The sequence below is a fragment of the Cerasicoccus frondis genome, assembly GCA_031296915.1.
Classification (GTDB): domain Bacteria; phylum Verrucomicrobiota; class Verrucomicrobiia; order Opitutales; family Cerasicoccaceae; genus Cerasicoccus; species Cerasicoccus frondis.
Map to the genome: position 1 here is coordinate 1 of JAVDPC010000047.1, position 26,078 is coordinate 26,078.

Sequence of the window (26,078 nt, forward strand, 5' to 3'; positions counted from 1 at the left end):
TCCGACCCACGCGATCGAATGACCTCGCATGGCGTCGACTGGGATACCTCGGCGACAGTCGCTAAGGCGGATGTTTTTGGGGGGAAGTTCATCTGTTTGTAAGGTGAGTAAGGTGAGGAAATGTTGGTAAGGTGGGTAGTGTGAGAAAGGTGAGTAGGGTGTGTAAGGTTTTTGGGAGGTTGAATTGGATTGGGCGGGCAGTGGCCGTAGCATAGGCGTCCCGCCTGTGGTCTGACTCCATCTAACCGAAACAACACAGGCGGGACGCCTGTGCTACGGCAATGCGTGATGCCTAGTCCAGTGATCAATAAAACACTAGCATCCCCAAGTCCGACCACAACCGAAAAGTGAACGTGCGAGCATTTTATTAGTGGGCGCCGCTTACTAATAATCCGCACTGATGATCAACGACTTGCGAACACGAAAGGTGGGGATATGGCGTGCTGTCATGCCTTGGTTGGAGTGGGTTGGTTTTAATCAGGTCAGACGAACGCGGGACGCTGGCTTGCGCTGGGGCGCGGAATGTGATCTGGTGGCGCGCTTATGAAGAAGACCGCGTTAGAGCAGCCGGATTATTACGTCGCCAATTGCCGGGCGGGGCTGGAGCCCGTCGTCGAGGCAGAGTTGAAGGCCTGGGGGCTGGAGATCGCCTTCGTGGGCGTGCGCATGGTCGCTTTTCGCGGGAGCGAGGAGGATTTTTACAAGGTCAACATGGGCCTGCGTTCGGGTTTGTCGGTGCTCAAGCCGATCCGTCGTTTCCACGCGCGCAACACCGACATGCTGTATTTTCAGTCCCGCAAGGTGAACTGGCACCAGATGTTTGCGCCCGACGCATCGCTGAAAATCGACCTCAAGGGTGATTGGAAGTATTTCCGCAACGAACGCTTCGCGCTGTATCGCATCAAGGACGCCATCGTCGATACGTTTAAGAAACTGTGCGACGGCGAGCGGCCGGACATCGCCACGCGCGACCCGGATGTGCGCATCGTCGCATTCGCCAAGAACGACGAGATCACGCTCTACCTGGACGGTGCTGGCGAACCGCTCTTCAAGCGTGGCTACCGCTGGGAGCACGGTGAGGCCCCGCTCAAGGAAGACCTCGCCGCAGGCATGCTCCAGTTGATCGGCTGGGACGGCTCCACGGACCTCATCGACCCGCTGTGCGGCAGCGGCACCTTCCTCTTTGAAGCCTACCTGCTGGCCAACGGCATTGCGCCGAACCTGGAGCGTGAGTTCGCCTTCCAGCGATGGCTGAATTTCAACCGCCCCGCTTACATCCGCGCGAAGAAGGCCTTGCAGGCTGCGGAAAAGCCGTCGACGAAGCAGTTCATCGGCTTTGAATCGGACCAGAAAACGTTCAATACGCTGCAAAAGATCGCCCAGCAGCATTTCCCGCAAGGGGCGTTTTCACTGCACCCGAAGAAGTTCCAGGATGCGAACTTCAGCCTGCGCGGCGCCCAGATTTTGACGAATCCGCCCTACGGCGTGCGCCTCAAGCCAGGCGATTTAAACGGCGTCTACCGCGACATCGGCCAGTTCATGAAGGCGACCGCGCCCGAGGGCAAGGGCGCGCTGATCACGGCCGCGCTCGATGCGGCGGTGTTCGTGGGCCTGCCGGTGAAGGAAAAGTGGAAGCTCTACAACGGCCAGCTGGAGTGCCGTTTGTTCAGCTACGATATTCCGGTGGAGAAGCAGGAGCCCAAGCCGGAAACCGAGGGCGAGGCCAAGCCAGACGCTGGTGAGGCAGGCGAGGCAAGCGAGCCGGAGAAGGAAGTTTAGCCACGGATTGACGCGGATGGAACGCGGATCGGTGGGGCAATTTTTTTGAACAGAAGGGAACTAAGGGAACGAAGTTGCGGGTATATTACGATGAATGGTCATCTCCAATTGTTGTTCTATTTCGCTTTGCTGGGCGTTAGTCTCGGAGCTGGTATCGTCTGTTTTGGGGAAGCAGGATTTCTGCGATTGGCGCCGGCGGGGCTCATGTGGGGAGTTTTCATTTTCCACTTAGCGGATGCTTTCTGGAGTCCCTTTTCGTCCCGTGGTAGAGATTGGGCAGATCGTATTGGTATATTTATCAGAGGTAGTGGCTTCGCACTGATCGCATTTGCGGTGTTAACCGCTCCAAGCATAAAAACTGCAGTGCTGGGGGGCATTGGTCTGATTTTGATTATTTTGGGAAGGGCTTTATGGGAACTGCTGATCAAGTCTGGGGGAGAGCGCTAGATGTTCTGGAGGCTCTGATGGATCCGAGGAATCGCGTGCTGTCGGCATCCGCGTGCAATCCGCGTCCATCCGCGGCTAATATAAAAATTACCTCGACACGGGGGCGCGTTCGTCGAGCGTAGTGAGCCCATGCGCATCGGATTGACAGGCGGCATTGGCTGCGGGAAGTCCTCGGCGGGCAAGTGCTTCGCTGAGCTCGGTTGGCGGCGGCTGGACTCCGACGCAATCGTCCGTGGTTTTTTGGAGTACGACCGGGGCTTGCACGATGTGATGCGTGGGCGTTGGGGCGCAGAGGCCGTGTTGCCTGAGGGAGGCGCGAACCGCAAATTGATCGCCAGCAAGGTCTTTAACGACGTGACGGAGCTGCGCTGGTGGGAGGGGCAAATCCTGCCCAAAGTTCGTGAAAACTGGCAAAAGGCGCTCGCTGCCGGGCCTGATGCGGACTGGGTGGTGGAGGTTCCGTTGCTGTTTGAGAAGGATTTGGCGGGTAATTTCGATGCGACCATCTGCGTGGAGGCCCCGCAGGCGACGCAATTGGCGCGATTGGCAGCTAAAGGACTTGACCGCGCGCAATCTCTGTCCAGAATGAACAATCAAATGCCGGTATTGGACAAAGTGCGCCGAGCAGATATTGTCCTTTCGAACGCCGGTTCGTTCGATTTCCTGCAAAGCCAGGTCAGGCTTGCTTCTGAGATGCTACGATCGTTTTCCCGCTAATCCTAATGTATTTACCCGCAAGCTGGTTTTGGTTTACCGGCCTGCCTTACGTTCGATCCTGAAATCCCAATTACTGGATTATCTTTTGTATTAACCTATGAGTGATTCCGAAGAGCAATTGCTCGACCTGCCCGAGGTTGAGTCCCCAGCTGAGCAGCCCGCTCCCAAGAAAAAAGTCGCCCGCAAGCGCGCCGCTAAAAAAGCCGCGAAGAAGGCTACCAAAAAGGCCGCCAAAAAAGCGGCGAAAAAGGCTGCCCGCAAGCCCGTTGAGGACGATATCCCCGAGGTTTTTTCCGCCGATCCGGACGACATGGACGACTACGGCGACAAGGACTACCGCAGCGAGCGTGTCGCCAAGGAAGAAGCAGCCGCCGCCAAGGAGGAGCAGGCCAAGGTTGAAAAGCCCGCAGAGGAATCCGCTCAGGCTGACAAGCCGGCCCGCGAGTCACACAGCGCAGAAAGCGCCCCGCGCGAAGAGCGTTCTGATGACAGCGATGACCGTGGCGACCGCCCCGAGCGTCAGGATCGTGGTGATCGCCAGGATCGAGGCGACCGTAATGACCGTGGCAATCGCGACAACCGCGACCGTGGCAACCGGGACAATCGCAATCAGCAAAAGGGCAACAACCCGAAGTTCCAAAAGGGTAACCGCGACAACCGTGGCAACAATCAGGAGCGTGGCAGCCAGGGCGGCGGAAACCAAGGCGGCGGCAATCCGAACCAAAACCGCTTCGACAAGAAGAAGGATAAATTTAACAAGAAAAAGGACAAGTTCCAGAAGGGCGGCGGCAAGAAAGGCGGCGGTTGGCGCAAGGATTTTGAGTCGGCCAACGACGACGATGTCGATCCGCCCGTTTTCGACAGCTTGGAAGAGTGGGAAGTCCTCCGCAGCGCCGAGGAGCTGGCCAAGCTGACTGAGGAAGTCGCTTCCGGCGAGCCCCTCGACTACAACGAAGTTTACAATCTGCGCGTGCCCGAGATGGAAACGTGGGCTCGCGAAAATGACGTGGAGTGGGATGGCCCGCCCAGCCGTCGCAAGCTCTTGCGAGCCATTTTGAAAAAGGCCGGCGACGATAAGCGCGCCATCAAGGCCAAGGGCATTGTGGAAGAGCTGGAGGACGGTTTTGGCTTTGTGGTGTTCAGCGTAGACAGCTATCGCCTGCGCACGGAGAGCCCCTACATTGTGCCTGAGCTCTTTAAGCAATACGGCCTGCAGCGCGGGCACGAGGTGGAAGTCGTCCTCCATGCACCGCGTGAAGAAGACACCACGCCATTCGTGCTGAAGGTGGAAACCGTCATGGGCATGGACCCCGAGACCGCGCAGCACCTGACGCCGTTCAAGGAGCTCGTGCCGTATTACCCGACCGAGCGCATCATGATGGAGTCCGAGCAGGGCCGCCTCGGCAAGTGGGACAACATTTCCATGCGCATCGTGGACTTGCTCAGCCCGGTTGGCCTGGGCCAGCGCGGCCTGATCGTCGCCCCGCCGCGCACCGGTAAGACGGTCCTGTTGCAGGGCATTGCCAACGCAATTCGCGCGAACAAGCCTGAGGTGCATTTGATCGTCCTGCTGGTGGACGAACGCCCGGAAGAAGTCACCGACTTCAAGCGGAGCGTGAAGGGAGCCGAGGTGATTTCTTCGACATTCGATGAATCCGCCGAGAGCCATGTGCACGCTGCGGAGATGGTCAGTGAGAAGGCCCGCCGCATGGTGGAGGCCGGCCAGGATGTGATCATCCTGCTCGACTCGATTACCCGCCTGGCCCGCGCCTACAACACGATGATGCCCAACAGCGGCAAGATTCTCTCCGGTGGCGTCGAAGCCAACGCCCTGCAAAAGCCAAAGCGCTTCTTTGGCTCGGCGCGCAACATCGAGGACGGCGGCAGCCTGACCATCCTCGGCACGGCGCTCGTCGAAACCGGCAGCAAGATGGACGAAGTCATCTTCGAAGAATTCAAGGGCACCGGCAACATGGAGCTCCACCTTGACCGTGAGCTCTCGAACAAGCGCGTCTTCCCGGCGCTCTCGTTTGAGAAGAGCGGCACGCGTAAGGAAGAGCTCCTCTACCATCCGGATGAAATGATGAAGGTTTACGGCCTGCGCCGCGCAATGAAGGGCGTCGGCTCCGTCGAAGCGATGGAAATGCTCATCCAGCGCGTCAAGAAAACGCAGACCAACGCCCAGTTCCTCATGTCCCTCCGGTAACCAGGGCGCAGCCCTGGACCCTCGCCAAGGCATGGCCTTGGATCCTCGATGCTGGCGCATCGCGTTCGCTAACTTTGCATTGCAAAGTTAGCGAGGGGTGGGCTATCTTAATGCTTGTATGGCTGGCTTGAGTTGTGGCGCATGCGTGGTCGCGGCATGCCACACTATTGCCGTGTCGATTGAGTCGTAGCCGTGTGCAATGATGTTACGCATGCCGATGATACGGTGGCCGTCGGGGATTGTTTCGAACAAAACTTGGTCCAAATTCCTGATGCGGACCAAGGCTTCGCCGATTATTTCAATCTCACGCTCGACTGCCGCCTGGAGTAGTCGATTCTCGGTGAAATTGTCGTATATTTGACCGCGGGTAAATTGCTCTAGGTCGGCAAGAGCTGTTAAGATATCCTCTGCTAATTTCTCAATGCTATGCGGCATAGAGTGGCAGTTTGGTGGCGTCTATTTCTTCTCGGAAAACCTGATTGCGGATTGCGTTGTAGCAGACCAGATCGACGGGTCTTTGGAGCAGAGACTCCAGTGCTTCCTTGAAATCGAAATACTGAGCAAAGGCGCCGTTAGCATATCCCGTTTCAAAGACCACCGCCAGATCGATATCGCTGTCGTCATCCAAGTGGTGGAGCACTGAGCCAAACGCTTCCAAACGCTGCACTTTATGGGCGACGCATAGACATTGGATTTCCTCCAAATGCTGATCTAGCGGATTCATGATACGATTAAAGTTAGTCGATGGATTGCCGAAACTCAAATCAATACATCGAGCGACTACGTCGGCTTCTCGTCGAGCGTGGCCTTGGTGTTTTGGAGCATGATGGTCTGCGTGGGGAAGGCGAATTCGATGCCGGCGGCGTTGAAGCGGCGGAGTATCTCGCTGTTCACCCAAGTGGCGTGTTTGAGGTATTCCATGTAGTCCGCCGGGTGATACCAGTAGAGCACCATGATGTTGAGCGAGTCGGCGTTCATTTTGTCGAAGAAAACGCGGGGGGCGAAGTCCGGGTAGTTGATCGGCGCGTTGCTTGGCGGGACGTCTTCGTTGTTGGCTTCGGCCGCTTGGGCGTCGGCATCGGCGGCTTCCTGTTTGGCTTCTTCGAGCTTTTGCTCGTCGGCTTCGGTGGGCTGGGTTTCGTGGTGGGCGAGTAGGTCTTCGATGATGCGCATGCCCTCAGCAATCTTTTCAGGTGAGGTGCTGTAGGTGACGCCCACGTTGAAGAGTCGTTTGATGTAGGGGCGGCGGCCGACGTTTTCGATCTCAGCGCTGGAAAGCTCGTCGTTGGGAATGGAAACCAGGTGACCGTCGAGGGTGCGAATGCGGGTGGAGCGCAGGCCGATTTCTTCGACGAGGCCATCGACGCCGCCGGTGATGATGCGCTCGCCGATAACGAACGGTTTGTCCAGGACGAGCATGATGCTGCCAAAGACATTCTTGAGTGTGCTTTGCGCGGCAAGGGCCACGGCGAGGCCGGACACCGATGCGCCGGCGAGCAGTGTATTGCCCGAGAAGCCGAGCGCCTGCAGACCCTGGATCAGCACGCCGATGGCGATCACGATGCTGAGGATGCGGATGCCGAGCCGGATTAGGTATTGGTCGATGCGGTGGCTGTCGACATACATTTTTTCTGACTTCAGGGCGAGCTCGGCGATCAAGTTGCCCACGACGACGATGATGGTGATGTTGGCGGCCAGCACGATGATGTCGGACAGCGTGACGATGAGTTGCCAGGCCTCACCGGTGAGGAACACCTGCTCGTCGAGGAAGTAGATCATGGCCTTGGTCAGGCCGATGGCGACGAGTGGGCGGATCAGCGAATAGGCATTCACCGCAAGCGGCCCCATGTCTTTGGTGAAGCGCTTGATGGCGATGTGGACCAAGTAGATCAGGCCGAACATCACCGCGAAGGTCATCAGGGTGAGTATCCACTGCCAGATGGTTTGCTCATAAATGTCGGTGCTCATCCAGTCGGGCAGGGCGCGGATGAAGCGCGAAGGAATCATGGGGCCGGAGGTGAGGAAGTAGAGGTCGTAAAAGCCTTTGAATTGGTCGCGCAGGTAGGGGTAGTTGGCGGCTTGGTTGTAGAGGTCGAGCGCGTCGTCGAGCGTGGTGTTGACAAACAAGTAGTGGCCTTCGAGGTCGCCGTGGTTGATGCGGGCAATTTCGATGGGGGTGTCCGGGATGCGGTAAACGCCCAAGCGGCCTTCGCGGACGGCCTTGGCCATCTCGTCCTCATCGGGGATCTCGCTGAGCGGCGGCAGGCCCCGACGGGAGAGGTATTCGCACATGTAGACGGTGGCTTCGATGGCGGCCTCGGCCTGGAAGTTTTCCGGAATGTCGTCCATGTCAAAGAGATCGGCGAGCTCGTTGGCGATGTTGTCGAGGTCGTCTTCATTGTCCCAGGTGACGCCGTCGGCGTTGATCAGGGTGTAGTAACTGTCGGCCAGGTAGAAGAAGCTCTCGAGCGTGGCGCGGGGGCTGCGCGTGTCGGAGGCAAAGGTCGTCATCTGGTCGATGAGGTTGTCGGCCGCGAGCTTTTGGTCGACGTAATCGAGCGCGCCCAGATGCTCGCGTTTGTATTGGTCGGTCGGGGTCGCCGGGGGAGCGACGCTGGAGTCGTTGGGTGTTTCAAGGGCGTCCGTCGACGCTTGGGCGAGCATTGGTCCGACTGATAACAGGCATAGCAGCAAAAATAGCAGTTTCATGAAGGATTTATCGGATAAAGACCCTAGTTTCTAAGCGCTTTTAGCCTGCTAATGGAGGCATATTTGAGCGATTTCAGCATTTATGCGTAAATTTTTCTCTCTTTCGCGGAATATTTATCCGGCTGGGCCGCTCTTATCTTCGTAAATGCCATGGAGCATTTCTAAAGATAGCAGCATACAGTCAGAATAGCAGGTTCAGTGTGACGGCGGTTTCAGGAGTGAGGCCGCCGTCCTTTTTTACAGATGACATGAGCTTGCCGGAGCCAGTCTTTGCTCAACCCGGGAACTTCATGTTGGCCCTAGGCAGACGCGACTCGAAATCAATCGTGCTCCAGGTGGCTGAAAGCACGGCGACGGCTTTCCCGTGGGGTGCAGCCCTGGATGTTGCGGAAGACCTTGGAGAAATAGCTCGGGCTGCCGTAGCCCACGTGCTCCGCAATTGTGGTGATGGAGTCGCTGGTCGCCGCGAGTCGTTGGCGTGCGATCTCGATGCGGTGTTGCTCCAGGTAGCGCATGGCGGTGACGCCGACCTCCTGTGGGAAGAGGTGCGCGAGCCGTGAAGTCGAGATGCCGACTGCGCCCGCAATCGTCTCCAGGGTGAGTGGCTCACGGTAGTGTTCGCAGATGTAGGCCATCGCGCGCCGGACGCGGGAGTCCAGGTGCTGGCCGGCGGCATTGGGATTGGCGGAGTCGCACCAGAGCAGCAATTGCTCCAGCAATGACATGGCGAGGGACTCGCGTTGGGGCAGGGGTCCATGGAAAACCATTACTAGATCAGAAAAGCAGGATTTTACACGTCGGGAGACATTGGCGTCGAGGTCTTCCAGGATCGAGAAACCGTCATCCAACGGTGGCCAGCGCATCCAGTCAATCCATTCAGAGCGCGGCTGAAAGCACACCCAATAGTGGACCCATGGGCCAGATGTTTCGTAGTTCTCATAGCTTTGGGGAGAGCCTGGCTCGTAGATAAATAAAGAGCCAGGCCGGATGATGCGGTCACCGCTTGGCAGGTGCAAGAGGCCTTCGCCGGACAAGGTGAACTCCAGCAGCCAGTAGGGCAGGCCCTGTGGCCGACGGATGCGGTTGGGGAATCTCTGATGGTGATTACCCCGGTCAGTGGAGATGATTCGCGGGCTGTTGACGATTTTTGCCATGTAGCAAGATATTTATAGTTTATGACCAGACTGCCCCTTGTTTTCAAGCGCTGTTTCGGCTAGACTACTGGGCATGAACTCGACCGCTTCCCTCCCGGATACCTCCACCAAAGTTTTTAATTGGGGCGTGATTGGCCCCGGCGTCATCGCCCGCAAATTTGCCCGTGGTTTGGCTGAGACCGACACCGGCGTGCTGCACTCCGCCGCGAGCCGGGACATTGCCCGTGCGCAGGCGTTTCTCGATGAATTTGGCGGTGGCCAGGCTTACGACGGTTATCAGGCGTTGTTGGACGACCCGGCGGTGGACGCAGTCTACATCGCAACGCCGCACCCTATGCACGCGGAGTGGGCGATCAAAGCCGCCCGCGCTGGCAAGCATGTGCTCTGCGAAAAGCCCGTGACGCTCAACTACGGCGATGCGCTGGCCGTGGTGGACGCGGCTGCGGCGAATGGCGTGGCGTTTCTGGAGGCGTTCATGTATCGCTGTCACCCGGCAACGGCCAAGGCGTATTCGCTCATTGCGGAAGGGGCAATCGGGACGGTGCAGCGCATTCGCGCGTCGTTTGCTTTTGACGGCGGTGAGAATCATGAAGGCCGACATCAGGCGAATCACCTGGGCGGCGGCGGCATTTTGGATGTGGGCTGTTACCCGGTGTCGATGTGTCGTCTGCTGGCCGGCGCCGCGCAGGGAAAGCGCTTTGTGAATCCCAATGAGCTCAAGGCTTTTGGCCATTTGGATGAGCATACCGGCGTCGATGCCTGGACGAGCGCCATCATGAAATTTGACCAGGATCTGATCGGCGAAGCGTTCACGGGGGTCCGCGCCGGGGCCGAGAATGACGTTACGGTTTATGGGACGGGCGGCACGCTGCACATTAAGCACCCCTGGTTCTGCGGCGGCGAACTCACCTTGCATCGCAAGGGAGGAGAGCCCGAGCAGATCGACGCCAGCTCGAGTCGCCACCTTTATTCCTTTGAGATCGAGGCGCTGCATCAACTAGCCCATGGCGGCGAACTGCTGAACTGCGCCATGAGCGTTGAGGACACCCTGGGCAACATGAAGACGCTGGATCGCTGGCGGCAGGAAATTGGTCTGCTCTACGAGATGGAAAAGCCCGGTCCGGATTTTCCCAATGTGTATGGCGCGGGTTGGGGCAAGCGTGGCGAGTTGATTCCCAGTGGTGAGATTCCCGGGGTGGCCAAGCCAATGTCTCGCCTGTGCATGGGGCACCCGGGCGGAGCTCGTTCCTTTACGGATTGCGCGCCCTTGTATGACACCTATTTCGAGCTGGGCGGCAACGTGTTTGACGACGCCTCGGTCTACCGCGGCTGGGGGCACAAACCGAGCTTTGCCGGGCAGTGGATGACAATGCGCGGCGTGCGCGAGCAATGCGTGATCATTGACAAGGGCGCTCATAGCCCCAACTGCACGCCGGACTACATGCCGGCTGAGGTCGACCGACTCATCGCGACTAATTTCTGCGGTTACATTGACCTCTACATGATGCACCGCGATAATCTTGATGTTCCGGTAGGCGAATTTGTCGACCTCCTGAACCGCCTGATTGATGATGGGAAAATCCGCGCCTATGGCTTTTCCAACTGGTCAGCCGCTCGCTACGATGAGGCTGCCGCTTATGCGCGTGAAAATGATCTGAAGGGGCCGGTGTGCCTCTCGAATCAACTGAGCCTCGCGCACATGGTCAATCCTGTCTGGGAGGGCACTGAGTCGTGCTCCAATTCGGAGTTTCAAGCCTGGCTCAAAGATCGCAACGTGCCGCTGATCCCGTGGTCCAGCCAGGCGGCTGGATTCTTCACCGACCAAAGCGCGCCCGACAAACTTGGCAATGGACTGCTCGTTCATGGCTACTACAGCGACGCCAATTTCGAGCGCAAAAAGCGCGCCTGTCAACTGGCTGAAGAAAAGGGAGTGATGCCAATCAACGTGGCGATGGCCTGGGTGCTGAACCAGCCATTCCCGACTTACCCGCTCATTGGCCCGCGGACGGTTACCGAATTGCGCACATCGCTAACCGGCCTGCAACTTGAGCTCACCGATCAGGAAATCAAATGGCTCAATCTGGAGGCTTGAGCAGCGCGAATCGCAGCGCCTTCGGTGCAGCTTTTAGGTCCACCTGGTTCGGGTGATGCCTCAACATAGCGTAAGGCTTTTTCGGCGCTGGGCCAGCGAGGCGTGGATTTAACCACGAAGGGCACAGAGAGCACGAAGCGAATGCGCAGTGTATTGGGGTGGAGGAGATAAGACTTTGGGTTCTCTAACGTTGGCGGGCTCTGTGCGCTTCGTGTCCTTCGTGGTTAAAAGACTGCGTTGGCTTGGGCAAGGGTAACCGCAGAGGACGCGGAGCTTACGAAAGGAGGTGGAGACTGGAAGGAGAAGAGGGGGGATTCGGGTGGAGCGTTTGAAGTCGCATGGAGGCCACAGATTTAAGTGGAAATTGCCTAAAGATAACATGAAGTTGCGCACTTTTGCGTCATTAACCAGTTGACTGCCGGCATGAGGCTGATGGCAGGTTTACAAATCCTTCACAAGCCTGCCAATCTTCATCATTGGCTCCACTCAGAGCAGGCTCGGAGGGTCTTTTACGGTCAGAATTTGACGGCTCAGGCTAGGTCGTGAAAATTACAGAAATGCCTGTTAGCAAATGATTTGTCGCTTCTGCCGCCGTCCGGCGTCAGGTGGCCCAGTGGAAACTTGGTGCGGGCGGAGGGAATCGAACCCCCGGACTGATGACCTACAAGTCCTATCAATAAAGGAATTGTCTGAAGAGTCAGGCCAATCTTCACAAATAGCTTCACAAAACCTTGGCGTCGGCTGTCCACGGCTGCGTAAGATTGTCGAGGCTTGGGAAGCGCTTCCAGAATCTCTAAAGGCGGGTGTTTTGGCGATTATAGAGACTCATCATCATGGGCAGTAGTCCTTTTCATTGCTATGATTTTTCATTAACGGCAACGCTCGATAGCGTAGGTCGCCGCCATGAACCCCTGTCCGCGAGCTTTATCTGACCTGAATTGACGTAAGTTGCTGGAACGCAATGAAATTTAGATTTCATTTCATTCGGTCTGAAAACGCTAAAAATGACGTAAAATACCTTTTAATGCCGAAATTTTGACCCTTTTTGTCCCCTGAATTTCTCTGGTATTCGATAAGGGCTGTTATTCGATCTTGATGAGCTGCGCGAGCGCAAGACTACCATCAACCTTTGCCTGCCTGGTATGCGGCCTGGCGCCTGTCGAGGCTGGTCTTCTGCTTTTATGAGCGCCTGTGTTGCTATCAGATATCGACCTTTCTTTATGGGAGGAGGCTCAAAATTCGGTTTTTCCCTGATAAAAATCATTGTGCGGGTAGGATTTAGGAAAACGTTGTTTGATCGGTACCAGCCCATCCATTTTGCATACTCCGAAAACAAGCACGCCCTCCACCCATTCTATAGAATTTCCTATTACTTGGAGATGGTGGTCGATGACATACGCACCATCACGGTCGATAATATTTTCCTCGGGCAACGCGCCCGGCCAATCGCCGCAAACTGCAATTTCTTGGTTTCCTACACTGCTCGAAATCAAGATTACGACATCGATCCCCAGGGGAAGCAACGGCCCTGATGTTGGATAAGACCATTATGGGAAGTTTGCTGACTGAGGTGATATTGTAAATTGTTACGGAAAATAGGTAATTGATGTTTGCTGATTTTGTAAATCTACTTGCCCCCTTCTAGGGGCGCAGCCGATGTATGTTTTCATTAAGTCGATGTGTGGCGAATATGGCAGATGCGGCGTGTCAGTGCGCCCAATGTTATGTTAGTCATTGCAAAAACTTACCTTACAGCTATTTATGTTACAGTTGTGTTAATTTGTAAGTTAATTGCAGAACCGCGAAGTATTAGGTTGCTCATGGCTGCGTGCTCTGAATATTTGCGGAGATTCTATATGAAATTGTCATTTTATTTCCATTTTCTTGCTTTGATCTCAGCCTGTAGTCTTGCTGCACAAGGAGCTGATTCAGGCGCAATGCGCTCGATTGAAGGAAGTCAGTCGCCTGCTTCTGCTCGAATGGCTGAGGTTGAGAATGAGCTCAATGATTATCAGTGGCTTAGCAATGATCATTCACATCTAAGGCAATCGATGAGGGCTATGACGCCGGAAGTTCGGCGTGCGACAATGATTCGTTGGGAGCGTCAGAATTGGGAGGCGCTAAAAGAGGTATCCATTCTTCAGAAAGAAGCTGCTCAGCTTAGTCGGGGTTCGCTAAAGGTTGATCGTGAATTTGTAGCTCAATTGCTTCCTGAGGACGCAGATGCCGTCACCCAGGATTACGTAGAACTATCCAATGAACTCGATTTTGCACTGTTTCAGGGTAAGCAGTTGGCATCGACTTGTGTAGCACCGAACGAGCGTCGTGCGGTATTGCACCAGCATAGCTTCGAAATCGAGCAGAAGTTGATTGCGCTGAGAGAAGTGAAGTTGCCTGAACTGTCAGTTGTTGAGGAGCCTTCCATCGAAGATTTGTTAGAATTGCCGCTAAGCGTCCAAGGGCTTGCGGAACAAGAGCCGGAATACATTCAAGAACGTACAGTGTTCAACCAGTGGATTCGTGAAAACTATCAATTTGCGACTCCGCAGCAGCGCCGCGAGGCCATTTTTCAGGCGGAAGTGGAACTCGAATATATAGATCAAGATCAACAATAGAAGAACATATCCAATGACCAGACTATTACCAATATTATCATGCCTATCCCTGATTGGGACCACGCTTTGGGGAGCAGATCCTTATGGCACAGTAATCGAGGAATGGGCTGAAGACCCGGATTCGATTGAAACCGGCCCCAGTGTGTTTGTTGATGGAGATCTGATTGTCGGAGGGTCGTCTCCCTCTCACAGTGTAGATACGGTTATGTACGGCGGACTGGATGTGACCGGAAACTCAACTAACAATGTTGTTGTTTTCGGTAGTTACACCTCAAAAGCATCTAATGGCATGCCCGAGGGCAATGGAAGTCGATTAGTCTGGCACCCGGGCAAGAGTGCATTCCGCGTAGGTTATGCTTTTTTGGGTACTGGGGATGATAGCAATATTGGATATCACTCCAGCGCCATCGGCAATAAGGCGTTGGCGAGCGGCGCAAGTTCGGTTGCCATTGGCAATTCGGCAGAGGCAACAGGCCTTAATGGTCTTGCAGTAGGTTTTGGTTCTGAAGCGACGGGACAAAATTCTTCAGCATTTGGCTTTGGGGCTTCGTCTACTGGATACGGTTCATTGGCTTTCGGACGGAGTGGTGAAGCCACGAATAATGATGCTGTAGCTTTTTCATATGCTGAAGCCACTGGATCGGGCGCTATTGCGGCTGGCTATTCCGCGTTAGCGCAGGGAAGTGATTCGGTGGCCTTCGGCTATGCAACTCAGGCGATAGGTGACCGGTCACACTCAATTAATGGATATACTATCGCCAATGGTCAGTATTCTTTTGCCGCTGGCCTCATGACGAATGCTGAAGCCTATAATTCTTTTGTTGTTGGGCGATATAATCGTAGTTTGGATTCGAATGACAGCGTGCCGAATGCTACTGCATGGGAAGATGACGATCCGGTTTTCGAAATTGGAATTGGCAACGGTCAGTCCGGTCATGTCGATCAATATAAGAATGCTGTAACTGTCTACAAAAACGGTGATGTTGATATAGCCGGAGCAATCACTGTAAAATCGTACGCTGGTGACATCAGCATGGGCATATATGGAAATTGATTTGTCACTGTATGTTCTTGGGTTGATATCTTTCGAATATTCGATTGCTGGCACGATGATATGAGTCGTAGTGCAACCACAGAATTGACAATCACCTACTTTCTCTTCCTGAAGATTTTGACTTCTAAAATGCGAAACTTATTCCGTCCAATAGCATTAAATTTGGTATTTGCCATATTGTCTGTCGCTTCATCAAGCGCCCAAGTGTTAGGTCCAGATTGGTGGTATCAGCCTACTGATGGCGGCGATCCAGTAGCAACGCTGCCTGCCGCTAACAGTGGCGAGAACATGCAAATTGCCACCATCGGACAGGCTAAGTGGATGGCGCTGCGTGCGATACAAGAGATGGAGCAATTGGCTCCGCGTAGTGCCCTTAGTGACGTTGAGGCTAATGAGAGTTCGCCGGGCTACCAATCGCTATCAGAGTTATACTATTTTTTGCTGTCCAATCAGGATTCAGGAGAGTCGAACCTAGTACCTGTCAATCTGGGGCAGATAAAAGCCATCAGTGCGCCATTTTACGAAAGGTTTAGTGAATTAAGCCTGCCTTCTCCGGTAGCAGCCAATGATCAAGCAATAGTGCCTATCGATCCTAGCTACACGATCTATCCTTGGACTGATACAGCTACAGATGACTCGAATTACTCGCTGGCTACATTAGGACAGTTAAAAAATGTGTTTGGTTTCAAATTAGATGGAACTTACTGGGTAACAAATGAAGATTTGAATGGTGACGGCATGCCAGATTGGTGGCAGCTCGATTCGAGCAATCAAACTACTCCTGTGCAGGCTCAACCGAGGTCCTCCAACTACTCTCCAAAAACTGCTGCAAATTTTGTTTCTGGCGGGTCTGCTGACCAAATTATTCCCGATGCTGACCCAACATATCAACAGCCTCCCGCTGATGGCACTGTTCCGCCACTTAGTCATATTGCATCCTTCTCTGGTTACCAAGTTTACTATATTGATGCCACAATTGCTGTGTCGAACCCAGACAGTTCGGTAATTTCAGCTTATGCCGCGGAAGGGGCCTTCAGTTATTCTATTGGCCAATTGAACGGACAAAATGTGTCTTTGAAGTATGAGCATATCAGTGACTACGGAGATTACACTGTTACAGCCATATATGATCATTTTGAGGAGAATAACCACCATGACTTCAGCGTGCCAAATTGGTATTTCGAAACTCGCAGCTACAATGAATCTCTATTTGCATTTGGCGGAGCTGGATCTATTTCGGGCTTTGGTTCTATACTTCCGAGTTTCACTTCCAGCGATATTGCAAGTCAGATAAGTTACAATCGAAACGATCTTGAAACTGGATGGAGCATGAACCTTCCCCTGCCTGATGATGGTTATGAATGGGTTCTTGATACGACCACTGAAGCTTACGAGATATACTATTCGGAATGGATTAAAATCCAGCCATGGATTTACGGTTATAAGGAAAAATACTATAACGAAAATATTCCCGTAAAAGATGAAATCACCTTGTATTTTGAGAATGACGGAGAATTCAGCGTAACATGGCAGGAGTCGAAGCTGAACGCATATGATAGCGATGGTGATCCCATCAACAGCCCAGCTTCTGATGAGCACATTATAACGTTTGTGCCCAAGTATACCGCAATCGGCACTGGGGACATCACTATATCAGACTCAAACACCAGTCTCGATTATAGCGTAACGTTGGAATTCATCAAAGGTCCTCCGAATTACAGTTATCCTTTGAATGAGGCTGCTGGACCGCGCTACCGTAAAATTGCGCTCAACGGAAGACCACTAAGTGATGAAAAACCGCAATCAGAGGCGGAAACCGATGAAGAGAGTGAGGAAACCTATATCGATGCAATGACTTTACAACTCAGGCATAGCGTGACGGACGTCTACATACCTGTGCCTGCAAGTGAACTAGCGCTTTCCGTAAGAAGAAATTTCGTTGGGGAGAGTTGGAGCATCAAAGGAGGACTTCGTCCTCATGAGCGACCCGATCTACCATTTGGAGTTGGTTGGACAACAAACGCCGCGCCCGTAATGCACTTCCAACAGCAGTTGTCGACAACTGCTCGTAGATCGCCTGACACCGTGACGGTGCTGGACGAAAATGGAGAGCCATCGCAGTATGCAATAGCTTATACGTCGGGTCTAAACGGCGCGCCCGATCTAGCGGACATTACTGGATTCCTCCCGATGCCGACCGGTAGACACTCGCAGCATGTATTCTTGAACAGGCTTACTGGCTCCGCAAATAGCTATACTCTCGTAAAACGATATGGCACGACTATCGATTATGAGATCATAAATAACTTGATCTCTGCCCCAATAAGCGCTGATCGGATGCAGGGCAGCAATGATGGAATTGTTCATAGTTACGCCAGGGCGACCAAGGTTACTGATCGGTTTGGAAACTCTCTAAATTACGAATACGACGATGCCCAAAGTCTGATACCAGAACGAATTTTCGTCATGAGAACTGACGGGGCCGGTGTTGAGATCGAGACCGGCCTGGAAATCAAGCTGCAATATTCAAATCACCGAATCGATGCAGTCCAGGACCCAATTGGAAATATTACCAATTATGGCTATTCGAATTATAACTACAGCCTTAACAGCAACGATCCAACCCCTGGAAGCCAGGATAGAATCTACACCGGACTTGAGTCTGTTAGTGAGTCTGAGACAGCGCACTACGTTGAGTATGGCTATTATTACACCACTCAAGATGATGAATACTCGACCTTAGCCAACGCCGATGCTTCTGATGATTTTTACCATAATCTACTCGCACTTAATGTCATAACGAAAAAAGGAGAAAATAGTTCATTAGATTCTACTTTTGCTTTCGGGTATGTAACGCAAAACAACTTTGAGAATTACAATACCAATATCGGCTATTATAAGCAGTCTGGGAGGCCTTTACAGGTGAGCGCTATCGATTTGCCAGGGGTTGGCATTGATAGCGGCAGCGATAGTGACGTCAGTTTTCAGGATTTATCCACCATCAAGATTGTTCAGGAATCTGAAACGGCGCTGGGTCTGGATTCAAATTCCGTTCGCCAGACATATGTAGTAGATGCCGAAGGTAATCGGACAACGTATACATGGCTAGGTGGAAGTCTCAGCAGTTCTGATATACTGGTGGAAAAGGCGTATGATTTTTCGGACACCGTTTTCTCGAATACCCAGTTGGCTGAAGATTACAGTGAGCCATACATAATCTATTTTACAAAACAACTGGTTGAATATCATGATGGAGGAACTGCCTCTAGCCCGATTCTTGGTGATGAGCAAATCACCTTTAACGAGTATGCTGGCATGGCAATCTCGGAGCTTATCGATTTCAGCGGCAATAAAACCGTTTTCAGCTATGATGACTCCTTCGTAGGCATTCAAATTAACGGTGCCGCAGTGCCTCTGTTTGCCAATGCGAAATATCCAGAGCCAAATGCTGAAATGCGTTATGACTCAAGTGATGTGTTGGTAAATGAAAAGCACTACCGCTATAGTGATTCCGTAAGCGAAACTCCTGGTCTTAGGATACTTAAACAGTTTCGTGACGGCGAAGGAAGGCTGTATGAGTACGGAGTGCTTTCCGATGGGCGTCGGAACTCAGAAAAGATTTATGCAGATTCATCTCAACCTGCCAATGGCGCTGCGGTCATTACACCAATTGGCGACGCTGTCCAGAACATACAATTCTTCTATCCAGATACGGATGGCGACGCGAGTAATGACAATTGGCAGAAAGAGTTCCAGACCAAGACTGTTATCAACAGCTTGGCAACAGATCCCGCCTGGGCTGTTAATTTGGTTACAACGCATGAAACATCAAGTGAATTTGGTACGGAGAACTTTGGGCGGCTTACAAAGAAAATTGTCAATCCAGACGACCTAGCTCTCGAAACGATATACGAATACGATAAAAATGGGAACAGGATCACGGTAAAAGACCCCGAAGGGCATCCGACGGAATTCAGATACGATGAGCGAAACCGCCTTTACCAAACCATCTTCCCGGACAACACCACTAAGAATGTTATTTATGACGCTCGCTCAGACGTAGTTGGGGTCGTGGATGAAAACGGCAATGTTACTGCGATGGCCTATGATAAGCTCGGCAGAAACACTCACACCGTCACTCTACTGAATACGACTCTCGACGAAAGCAGTGATCCGATTGATTTCATCAACGCTGCCACTGCAAGCCGTAGCTCAGATGGTTTATTTACGGATTATCAATACAATAATGTGAATTCAGTTAAGTCCGTTGTCGATCCTAACGGCAACACAACAACGAATTACTATGACGCGCTTCAGCGCTTGACAGCTATCGAAACTGATCCCGTTACTGTTTTTGATCGTAATTACGAGCCGACTGAAAGTAGTCGCAAGCTGGTCCAGTGGTTGGAATACGGTGACAACTCGGGAGCGAGCGCTTTTGATTCATCCACCTTCAAGCCAACGGCGACCATCGACGCGCGCGGATATTTAAGCGCCGTAAAGTATGATGCTCTCTACAGGCCAGTCGCCACGGCGGCACAATATAGTTTAAGTCCAGTGAGTGTCGCTTCAGCATCGCCTAGCAACCCACCGGCTGTTAGCTTACCCGCGTTGGGCGCATTTGGGGATCGCCCAAGCGGGTACAGCACTTCTTGGACAGAATATGATTATGTGGGAAACCCCGTTGTCTCTCTTGATCCACTCGGTAATAGAACGGAGACAGATTATGACGCATTGAATCGACCGCTGGTTACTCGCTATGCCGTAGTCAGCCCGCAAGTAGTTAATCCCGAATATGGCTACACCGAAGTTCGTTATTCTTCGACCGGCCTTGCTTATTACATGCGTGACGAGATGGGTCGCGTAACGCAAAAGAAATACGACGCTGCTGGGCGTGAGACTTATGTCTATTATCCAACCGTATACGATGCTGAGGCGGGACAGAATGCCGATACCTACACCTATACCGAATACGACAAGAGTGGAAATGTCCGGTATGTCACTAATCAAAGGTCTAAAACATGGGAAAATATATACGATTCAAGAAATCGACTGCGCTACTCGTATACCCCTGAGGTTTATGACTATGATACTAACTCTATGTCCAAAGGGGTTAGCGAAAGCATATATGATGATGTTGGTAATGTTATTGAGACAATAGATGCAAGGCTGGAGTCGACCTGCATGTTCTATGACTCTGCGAATCGGCTGACCCATACCTATTCACCGCAAGTGAGTTATTGGGATGGAAGTGCTGAGGCAACTGGTTATTTGGTCACTGAATCAGTCTACGACGCCAATGGCAACGTAACGGATGTCTGGCATGGTGTCGCCAGCTCTATTCCTGAAGAAACGCCTGCGGCCGGCGCTGGATACACCCGACTCCGCCACAGCGCATATAGTGAATATGACGCCTTGAACCGGCTGAAGAATACGAGTCAGGACGTGGATATGGATGGCAGCTTCCTGGGCGCCACAGATATTCAAGTTCAGAATATTTATGACGCTAGCGGAAACCGAACATCGGTAATTGATGGAAAAAACCAAAGGACGGAGTTTATTTATGACGGGCTTTCCAGAAACACTGAAACTAGATATGGCGTAGCCAGTGGCTCCTGGGAAGATGGCGTCAAATATGCCTTTGACAGCCTTGTACAGACGGATCGCTTCCTCGGCATTACGCCTACCTCAAGTGGGGCGCAGACTCACTACGAGTATGATTTAAGGCAACGATTGAAATCAGTAGATTACCATAATGATATGCTGATTGATCGTCAATACAGCTATGATTTGGCAGGTAACATTCTTTCAGTGGACGAAGCGGATGATGGCTTGATAGGTGAAACCACGGTTGGTGATGTTGCCTACGTCTATGATGCCCTTAATCGGATTCGGGCGGAGTATTCTAATGGCATTTGGTCAGTTTACGAGTATGACACTGCCGGCAACCGCACAAACACCTACTATGATGTATCCGATACCGTGCTAACGACGCCTCAGGCTAACCTGAGTGCTAGTCCGATATTAGAATCCAATTTAGTCCGAGGGACTGCGATCAATTCATTCCTATCGCTAATCTCCAAATACGATTCCGCTAATCGAACTTTAAGTATTACCGAGGATACTGATAATGATAACATTATAGATTTGGGTGAGGACTACAGTGATTACCGATACGATATGAATGGAAATATTCGAGAAATGCGTCAAGGTAATGGAAGCTTAATTACTAAGACCTATGACAGTTTTAATCGGGTAGACACGATTTATGGTCCGGGTGGTGAATCAAATGAAGTATATAAGTATGTTCATCTATTTGATCCTTTTGGCAATCTTGCCAAAATCAGTGAATTCTACCCTAATGGCAAAATTGATGACCGGACGATTGTTAATGAATATGATGGTGCTGATCGACTTGAAACCGAGACTGTTTTGGCGACTAATCGAATAACTTCCACTGTATATGCCTATGATACTGCTAATAACCGAACCGGCAAAGTCGTTTCTCTGCAGGAAGGTGCTGATCCAGTCGAAGTATTAGAGAGCTCGAGTTATGTTTTGAATAATTCGTTAAATCAAGTCGATAGTGTAACCGATTCTATATCGGGAACTTCGGTAAGTTTTAGTTATGATGACTTTGGAAATCGCTCATCAAAAACGATTAGTGGAACCACAACTGACTATGTCTATGATGCGGAAAATCGGTTATTCAGCGTGACGACCGGATCGGTTTCATATTTTTATTCTTATGATTACCGCACCCGGCGAGTGGTGCGAGACGAGTCAAACGCTGGTGGGGAAAAAGCTTACTTGGTGTTTTCCGGTGGCACAAGTATTTTTGAGTTTGAGGAGACCGCTGACAGCGGCTTTGACCCAGCTCATGATACGCTTGAGGTATGCTATGTCCGAGGCTCGGACTTTGGTGGTGGCATTGGTGGCATTCTATATTCTAAACGTAGAGAGCACAGTTTTGGTCCATATGCCACACGCAGATATAATCACTACAATTCTCGTGGAGATGTTATCGCAAAGAGCGACGGGCATGGGTTCTTGGAGTACCAAGCGGGATATGAGGCATTTGGCAGTCATAGTTCGAGAGATACGACTGACTACACTGAAACGCATGATGGTTCGAACCATGTCATTCAGCTAAATTCGCCTCAGACTCTTTCCGCGATAAGTTTCACTACGACCGATACTATGTTTGCATCTATAGGGCTGTGGAATGGTGAGGAATTAATAAAATATTATAAGATTGGTGACATGAGATACTCGGGTTCACCTCCTTTTGATATTTTCAGGGAGATTCCCGATCTTCTAGTTACTAAAATCACGATTGCTGCAAATGATAGTGAATCCATAAGTAACCTAGAGCTATCGGTCGATAATTGGCATGTCAGCACTCAGGAGTGGGGTGAGAACGCAGACCGCCAACAAGCTAACACCAAAGAAGAGGATCCTACCGGCCTGCTGAACGAAGGCTTCCGCTACCGTGACCTCGAAACGGGCATCTTCCTCACCCGCGACCCTCTCGGTTTCGTCGACGGCCCCAATCTGTATACTTACGTCACGCAAAATCCTTGGACCAAGTTCGATCCACTGGGGTTAAGAGCTCAAACCGAGAGTGAAGACAAGATTGTAGAAAAATTAAACAGAGAAGCAGATCATCATCAGCAGCAGTATGATGACCATGGAGCAAATAGCGGTTATACAGCTGAGTCTGCAAAGCAAATACGTGAATCCACGCAGCAATTTCAAGAACAAATAGCGAATGTGCCAGATGGTGAAGAAGACCCTGCCAACTTGAAGGCAACTATTTGGGCGCTGGATCAATGGGCTTCTGGAAATACCGATTACAATCTAGATTCGCGAACTCCTACTATGAGTGATGCAGATGGGGATATGATCACGTATGTTCCTGATGGAAGCTGGAAGTGTAATCGCTTCGTCGCAGATTCTTATGCTCAAGGGGCTGAGGTCGGTTATGGATATGGAAACAGAGGAAGCACACATGAGAAAGGAGAAACTGGATACCCGGTTTCTAACGAAAATGGATTACATTACCCACCTGTTGCGAATGATCTTGCCCGCGGCGAAAGATCAAATTTACGAGGGTTGACTTATGCAAAGCCAGTTGATTCAAGCAACATGCCAGCTACTGGAGATATTGTCGCATGGTCTAATCCGGGCGGATTGGGGCATTCAGCTATCGCTATCGGCAGTGGAGCGGTCGTTTATGCCAGTGATACTCGCATTAAGGTTAAGGCAATCGACGATGTTTCTAGAAGCCTAGGCTCAACACCAAACTCAAGAAAGTATACAGGGAATCCGCGATGAAAACTTTATTTTCACTATGGGTTATTTTTATCGCCTTAGATGTAATTGCGGCGAATCTGGAAGAAATTGAATACATTCCTAATGCGCAATGTAGGTTTTATGAAACTGGAAGTGTTGAATTGTTGCAGCGAGAGTTCTATATTTTTGAAAGCAGCATACATGTTAAAAGTTCATTAAGCTTTGAATTGACTCCTGATGCTGAAGGTAGGTTTTTACCAATGATTCAGCGCGGTGAAAATATCGTATTGCTTTTTATTTGCAGAGGCCTGCTTGGACATTCCTCCTATGTGGCAATTGAATATGTTGATGCTGAAAATGCCTACCTTATCAAGCGCGTTCTCTATTTGGATGGAGAGGGAGGGTATCCCCCAGATCGATGGTATGTCGAATACTCTACACCTCCTGCCTGGAATAGTGTAGGATTTCATGGTCTTTTAAAAAATAGTTATACTCTTTATAATCATCCAATAACAGCATCGGAAAAGACCCCTTTAAAGTTGGAGATAGTTACTAATAAAAAATGGATTGACCGATTGTTAAATGAGAAAAGTAAAGATTAACTCAAAGGTGTAAAGGAGGTGTAAAGGGGTAAAGGTAAAGGGAGAAGGGGTAAAGGGGTCAGGCTTTTCGGATTGACATTTTGCAGATATCCTAAGTTCCTATCTTCATGCCACGTGCGCCTCGTCTCGAATTTGCTGGAGCTCGTTATCATGTGATTAACCGGGGGAACTATCGACAGGACCTGTTCACAACGCACAAGACGGGTGCCGCGTTTGAGAAAACTTTGTTTGAGGCGTGTGGTCGATTCGGCTGGCAGGTTCACGCGTATGTGTTGATGTCGAACCACTATCATTTGGCGTTGGAGACGCCGGAGCCTAATCTGTCGGTGGGTATGCAGTGGCTCCAAGGGGTGTTTGCCAACCGATTTAATCATTTTGTCAAAACGCCCGGCCACGTCTTCCAGGGGCGTTACCAAGCGCTGGTTATTGAACCGGGTCCGTCGCTGTTGCGTGTGGTGAATTACATTCATTTGAATCCGGTTCGTGCGAATATCTGCGAGCTCAAGGCGCTGAAGAGTTATGAACTGTCGAGTTTTCCGAAGTTATATGAACCTGATCGCTGGCCGCATTTAACGAGCGAGACCTGGCTGGGGCAGAGTGGCAGTTTACCACCCGGCAAGTTGGGGATGCGTCAATACCACAAACATCTTGAACTGGCGGTGGAGGGACGTCCGACTGAGCGCGAACGTTTGTTTCGGGAGTTGTGCCGGGGCTGGTTTATTGGATCTGCCGAGGGAAAGAAAGCGTTAGTGACCGAGATGCAGGCCTCAGCGAAAGCCAAGTCCAAAGCCAATGATGAGCTCATTTTTGCCAATGCACGCCACGATGAAGACGCCGCCGCCAGCGCTCTGGCCGAGGCGTTGGAAGCTCTTGGCAAGTCGCAGCGTAACATTGCCGAAGACCGCAAAAGCGCTGAGTGGAAGATTGGCCTAGCCCGTGATCTTCGTTCGCGTTTCGCGATTAGTAACCGTTGGCTGGGCGAGCAGCTTAACATGGGCCACCCCTGCGCGGTCAGCCGTCTGCTTGCAGGCTAATGTTTATCCGGAAACCTGACCCATTTCCGTACCCACCCATTCTCGTACCCATATAATGATGAAGCCATCCATCAATGTTGCATTAATATTTACGCTTGCTCTGCTTTTCCCGTCATTTGGATGCCGAGCGCAGGAAAAGCTTCATCAATTTGATGTTAAAATGGTCAATGTTGGTTCGACTGAAATCACAGGGGTTAAAGTCTATTTTGGAAAGACTTTCGTGAGAGGTGGTTATTTGCGGAAAGGAATCAAGTCTGTTTCAGTTGGCTATGAGACTGATAATTCACGCATAACAAAAATCGAGTATTCTAAGGGCGAAGGTTGGAGCACCCACGTTGTTGAGCAACTCGATATACCGTTACAATTGAATCCTCATGCTAAAGATGAGTTGGTTGTGATTTCAATCGATGGCAGTAGTGGTGGAATAGATGTCTACGTTACCACACGAGCAAAAGAGCTGGAGAAGGAGAAAGACGAGAAGGAGAGGAAATGAACCTGGGTAACCATCTATGAGAAGGATCAGAAAAAGTCAGAAAGGGGAAGGGCAAAAGAGGCAGGCTTTTCGAGATGTCCTAAGTTCCTATCTTGATGCCCCGTGCACATAGTCTCGAATTTGCTGGAGCTCGTTATCATGTGATTAACCTGGGGTAATCGTCACGCCAAGCACCGTCAGATAAGACTCCCGAGCAAGCTTATGTCGTCATATTCATCGTATGATGATGAGACTGTCGGACTTAGGCTTGAAGATGAATGTCACGATGTTAACTTAACGTCATATGGCAGCACGGCTCTTTGCTGAGCTGGTGGCTTTCTGTTTTCTAAGTGCTGCCTGGCGCCTTGCGCAAAAGCCTTACGCTGTGTCACCAAAACAACCGAGGCTATGTTCGGGCAACAACCGGTGCTGTGTTGAGGCAACAACCGGGCGGTTGTTGGAGTAACATAGCATAAGGCTTTTTGAAAACAACCGAGTAGGCTTTTGCAAAACACAGCATAAGGCTTTTTCGGCGGAGGGCCAGCGAGACGTGGATTTAACCACGAAGGACACAGAGAGCACGAAGCGAATGCGCAGTTTTCTGGGGTGGAGGGATAAGTTTTTGGGTTCTCTAACGTTGGCGGGCTCTGTGCGCTTCGTGTCCTTCGTGGTTAAAAAACTGCGTTGGTTTGGGCAAGGGTAGGTGCGCCGCAAGGGCGCCAGGGGGATGTTGGCTTCATTTCCTCAGAGCTGCGCACAAAAAAACGCCCCCGCCGGTGAGGGCGGAGACGTTGAGGGGTAGGCAGTGGTTGCCTGGCGTGAGGTGCGCGCGTTAGGCGGCGGGGTCTTCGGTGGTGAGCACGGCGTCGAGGGTTCCGGAGCGGAGGCCGATCGTGCCGAGG

16 protein-coding genes are annotated in these 26,078 nt (G+C 51.6%); 11 read left to right on the forward strand and 5 right to left on the reverse strand.

The window, feature by feature from the left end; genetic code table 11:
* Nucleotides 1-543 precede the first annotated feature (543 nt).
* The 4 genes from RBB63_RS22575 to rho all read left to right on the forward strand — a co-directional run bounded on the left by RBB63_RS22575 (nucleotide 544) and on the right by rho (nucleotide 5,149).
* Complete coding sequence (locus tag RBB63_RS22575; protein WP_309387627.1) at nucleotides 544-1,779, forward strand: THUMP domain-containing class I SAM-dependent RNA methyltransferase; 1,236 nt, start codon at nucleotides 544-546, stop codon at nucleotides 1,777-1,779.
* A gap of 90 nt (nucleotides 1,780-1,869) precedes the next feature.
* Nucleotides 1,870-2,226: a hypothetical protein gene (locus tag RBB63_RS22580; RefSeq protein ID WP_309387628.1), complete on the forward strand. Its 357-nt coding sequence runs from the start codon at nucleotides 1,870-1,872 to the stop codon at nucleotides 2,224-2,226.
* Nucleotides 2,227-2,355: 129 nt separating this feature from the next.
* Nucleotides 2,356-2,943: a dephospho-CoA kinase gene (gene coaE / locus RBB63_RS22585; protein ID WP_309387629.1), complete on the forward strand. Its 588-nt coding sequence runs from the start codon at nucleotides 2,356-2,358 to the stop codon at nucleotides 2,941-2,943.
* A gap of 97 nt (nucleotides 2,944-3,040) precedes the next feature.
* A complete protein-coding gene (gene rho, locus RBB63_RS22590) occupies nucleotides 3,041-5,149 on the forward strand; it encodes a transcription termination factor Rho (protein ID WP_309387631.1) in 2,109 nt (702 codons plus the stop codon).
* 102 nt (nucleotides 5,150-5,251) lie between these two features.
* Here rho and RBB63_RS22595 read toward each other — a convergent pair whose 3' ends face one another.
* From RBB63_RS22595 to RBB63_RS22610, 4 genes are all read right to left on the reverse strand, one after another.
* On the reverse strand, nucleotides 5,252-5,584 hold the full coding sequence (locus RBB63_RS22595) for a HepT-like ribonuclease domain-containing protein (RefSeq protein WP_309387632.1): 333 nt from the start codon (nucleotides 5,582-5,584) through the stop codon (nucleotides 5,252-5,254).
* A complete protein-coding gene (locus RBB63_RS22600; RefSeq protein ID WP_309387633.1) occupies nucleotides 5,574-5,873 on the reverse strand; it encodes a nucleotidyltransferase family protein in 300 nt (99 codons plus the stop codon). The genes RBB63_RS22595 and RBB63_RS22600 overlap by 11 nt, the downstream gene beginning before the upstream one ends.
* Before the next feature lie 56 nt (nucleotides 5,874-5,929).
* Nucleotides 5,930-7,858, reverse strand: coding sequence for a mechanosensitive ion channel family protein (locus tag RBB63_RS22605; protein WP_309387634.1), 1,929 nt, complete (start codon nucleotides 7,856-7,858; stop codon nucleotides 5,930-5,932).
* Between the two features lie 320 nt (nucleotides 7,859-8,178).
* Entirely contained in the window at nucleotides 8,179-9,012 is an 834-nt protein-coding gene (locus RBB63_RS22610) for a helix-turn-helix domain-containing protein (protein WP_309387636.1), read from the reverse strand.
* A gap of 73 nt (nucleotides 9,013-9,085) precedes the next feature.
* On the opposite strand from RBB63_RS22610, the gene RBB63_RS22615 reads away from it, so the two are divergent.
* Nucleotides 9,086-11,104: an aldo/keto reductase gene (locus tag RBB63_RS22615; protein ID WP_309387638.1), complete on the forward strand. Its 2,019-nt coding sequence runs from the start codon at nucleotides 9,086-9,088 to the stop codon at nucleotides 11,102-11,104.
* A 1,232-nt stretch (nucleotides 11,105-12,336) separates the two neighbouring features.
* Here RBB63_RS22615 and RBB63_RS22620 read toward each other — a convergent pair.
* Nucleotides 12,337-12,627 carry a hypothetical protein gene (locus tag RBB63_RS22620; RefSeq protein ID WP_309387640.1) on the reverse strand — a complete coding sequence of 97 codons (291 nt, stop codon included), beginning with the start codon at nucleotides 12,625-12,627 and terminating at the stop codon, nucleotides 12,337-12,339.
* A gap of 333 nt (nucleotides 12,628-12,960) precedes the next feature.
* On the opposite strand from RBB63_RS22620, the gene RBB63_RS22625 reads away from it, so the two are divergent.
* The 6 genes from RBB63_RS22625 to RBB63_RS22650 all read left to right on the forward strand — a co-directional run bounded on the left by RBB63_RS22625 (nucleotide 12,961) and on the right by RBB63_RS22650 (nucleotide 25,197).
* Complete coding sequence (locus RBB63_RS22625) at nucleotides 12,961-13,719, forward strand: hypothetical protein (protein WP_309387641.1); 759 nt, start codon at nucleotides 12,961-12,963, stop codon at nucleotides 13,717-13,719.
* 13 nt (nucleotides 13,720-13,732) lie between these two features.
* Entirely contained in the window at nucleotides 13,733-14,773 is a 1,041-nt protein-coding gene (locus tag RBB63_RS22630) for a hypothetical protein (protein WP_309387642.1), read from the forward strand.
* A 60-nt stretch (nucleotides 14,774-14,833) separates the two neighbouring features.
* Entirely contained in the window at nucleotides 14,834-23,110 is an 8,277-nt protein-coding gene (locus tag RBB63_RS22635; RefSeq protein ID WP_309387643.1) for an RHS repeat-associated core domain-containing protein, read from the forward strand.
* The gene (locus RBB63_RS22640; RefSeq protein ID WP_309387644.1) at nucleotides 23,107-23,670 is read left to right on the forward strand and encodes a hypothetical protein; all 564 of its coding nucleotides are present in this window, start codon (nucleotides 23,107-23,109) and stop codon (nucleotides 23,668-23,670) included. The genes RBB63_RS22635 and RBB63_RS22640 overlap by 4 nt, the downstream gene beginning before the upstream one ends.
* 107 nt (nucleotides 23,671-23,777) lie before the next feature.
* Entirely contained in the window at nucleotides 23,778-24,704 is a 927-nt protein-coding gene (locus RBB63_RS22645; RefSeq protein ID WP_309387645.1) for a transposase, read from the forward strand.
* Nucleotides 24,705-24,759: 55 nt separating this feature from the next.
* A complete protein-coding gene (locus tag RBB63_RS22650; RefSeq protein ID WP_309387647.1) occupies nucleotides 24,760-25,197 on the forward strand; it encodes a hypothetical protein in 438 nt (145 codons plus the stop codon).
* Nucleotides 25,198-26,078: the final 881 nt, after the last annotated feature.

Coding starts and splice junctions, on each gene's coding strand:
- RBB63_RS22610 (WP_309387636.1), bottom strand. CDS start 9,012: ATGGCAAAAATCGTCAACAGCCCGCGAATCATCTCCACTGACCGGGGT.
- RBB63_RS22580 (WP_309387628.1), top strand. CDS start 1,870: ATGAATGGTCATCTCCAATTGTTGTTCTATTTCGCTTTGCTGGGCGTT.
- RBB63_RS22595 (WP_309387632.1), bottom strand. CDS start 5,584: ATGCCGCATAGCATTGAGAAATTAGCAGAGGATATCTTAACAGCTCTT.
- RBB63_RS22650 (WP_309387647.1), top strand. CDS start 24,760: ATGATGAAGCCATCCATCAATGTTGCATTAATATTTACGCTTGCTCTG.
- RBB63_RS22605 (WP_309387634.1), bottom strand. CDS start 7,858: ATGAAACTGCTATTTTTGCTGCTATGCCTGTTATCAGTCGGACCAATG.
- rho (WP_309387631.1), top strand. CDS start 3,041: ATGAGTGATTCCGAAGAGCAATTGCTCGACCTGCCCGAGGTTGAGTCC.
- coaE (WP_309387629.1), top strand. CDS start 2,356: ATGCGCATCGGATTGACAGGCGGCATTGGCTGCGGGAAGTCCTCGGCG.
- RBB63_RS22640 (WP_309387644.1), top strand. CDS start 23,107: ATGAAAACTTTATTTTCACTATGGGTTATTTTTATCGCCTTAGATGTA.
- RBB63_RS22630 (WP_309387642.1), top strand. CDS start 13,733: ATGACCAGACTATTACCAATATTATCATGCCTATCCCTGATTGGGACC.
- RBB63_RS22575 (WP_309387627.1), top strand. CDS start 544: ATGAAGAAGACCGCGTTAGAGCAGCCGGATTATTACGTCGCCAATTGC.
- RBB63_RS22615 (WP_309387638.1), top strand. CDS start 9,086: ATGAACTCGACCGCTTCCCTCCCGGATACCTCCACCAAAGTTTTTAAT.
- RBB63_RS22645 (WP_309387645.1), top strand. CDS start 23,778: ATGCCACGTGCGCCTCGTCTCGAATTTGCTGGAGCTCGTTATCATGTG.
- RBB63_RS22635 (WP_309387643.1), top strand. CDS start 14,834: ATGAGTCGTAGTGCAACCACAGAATTGACAATCACCTACTTTCTCTTC.
- RBB63_RS22625 (WP_309387641.1), top strand. CDS start 12,961: ATGAAATTGTCATTTTATTTCCATTTTCTTGCTTTGATCTCAGCCTGT.
- RBB63_RS22600 (WP_309387633.1), bottom strand. CDS start 5,873: ATGAATCCGCTAGATCAGCATTTGGAGGAAATCCAATGTCTATGCGTC.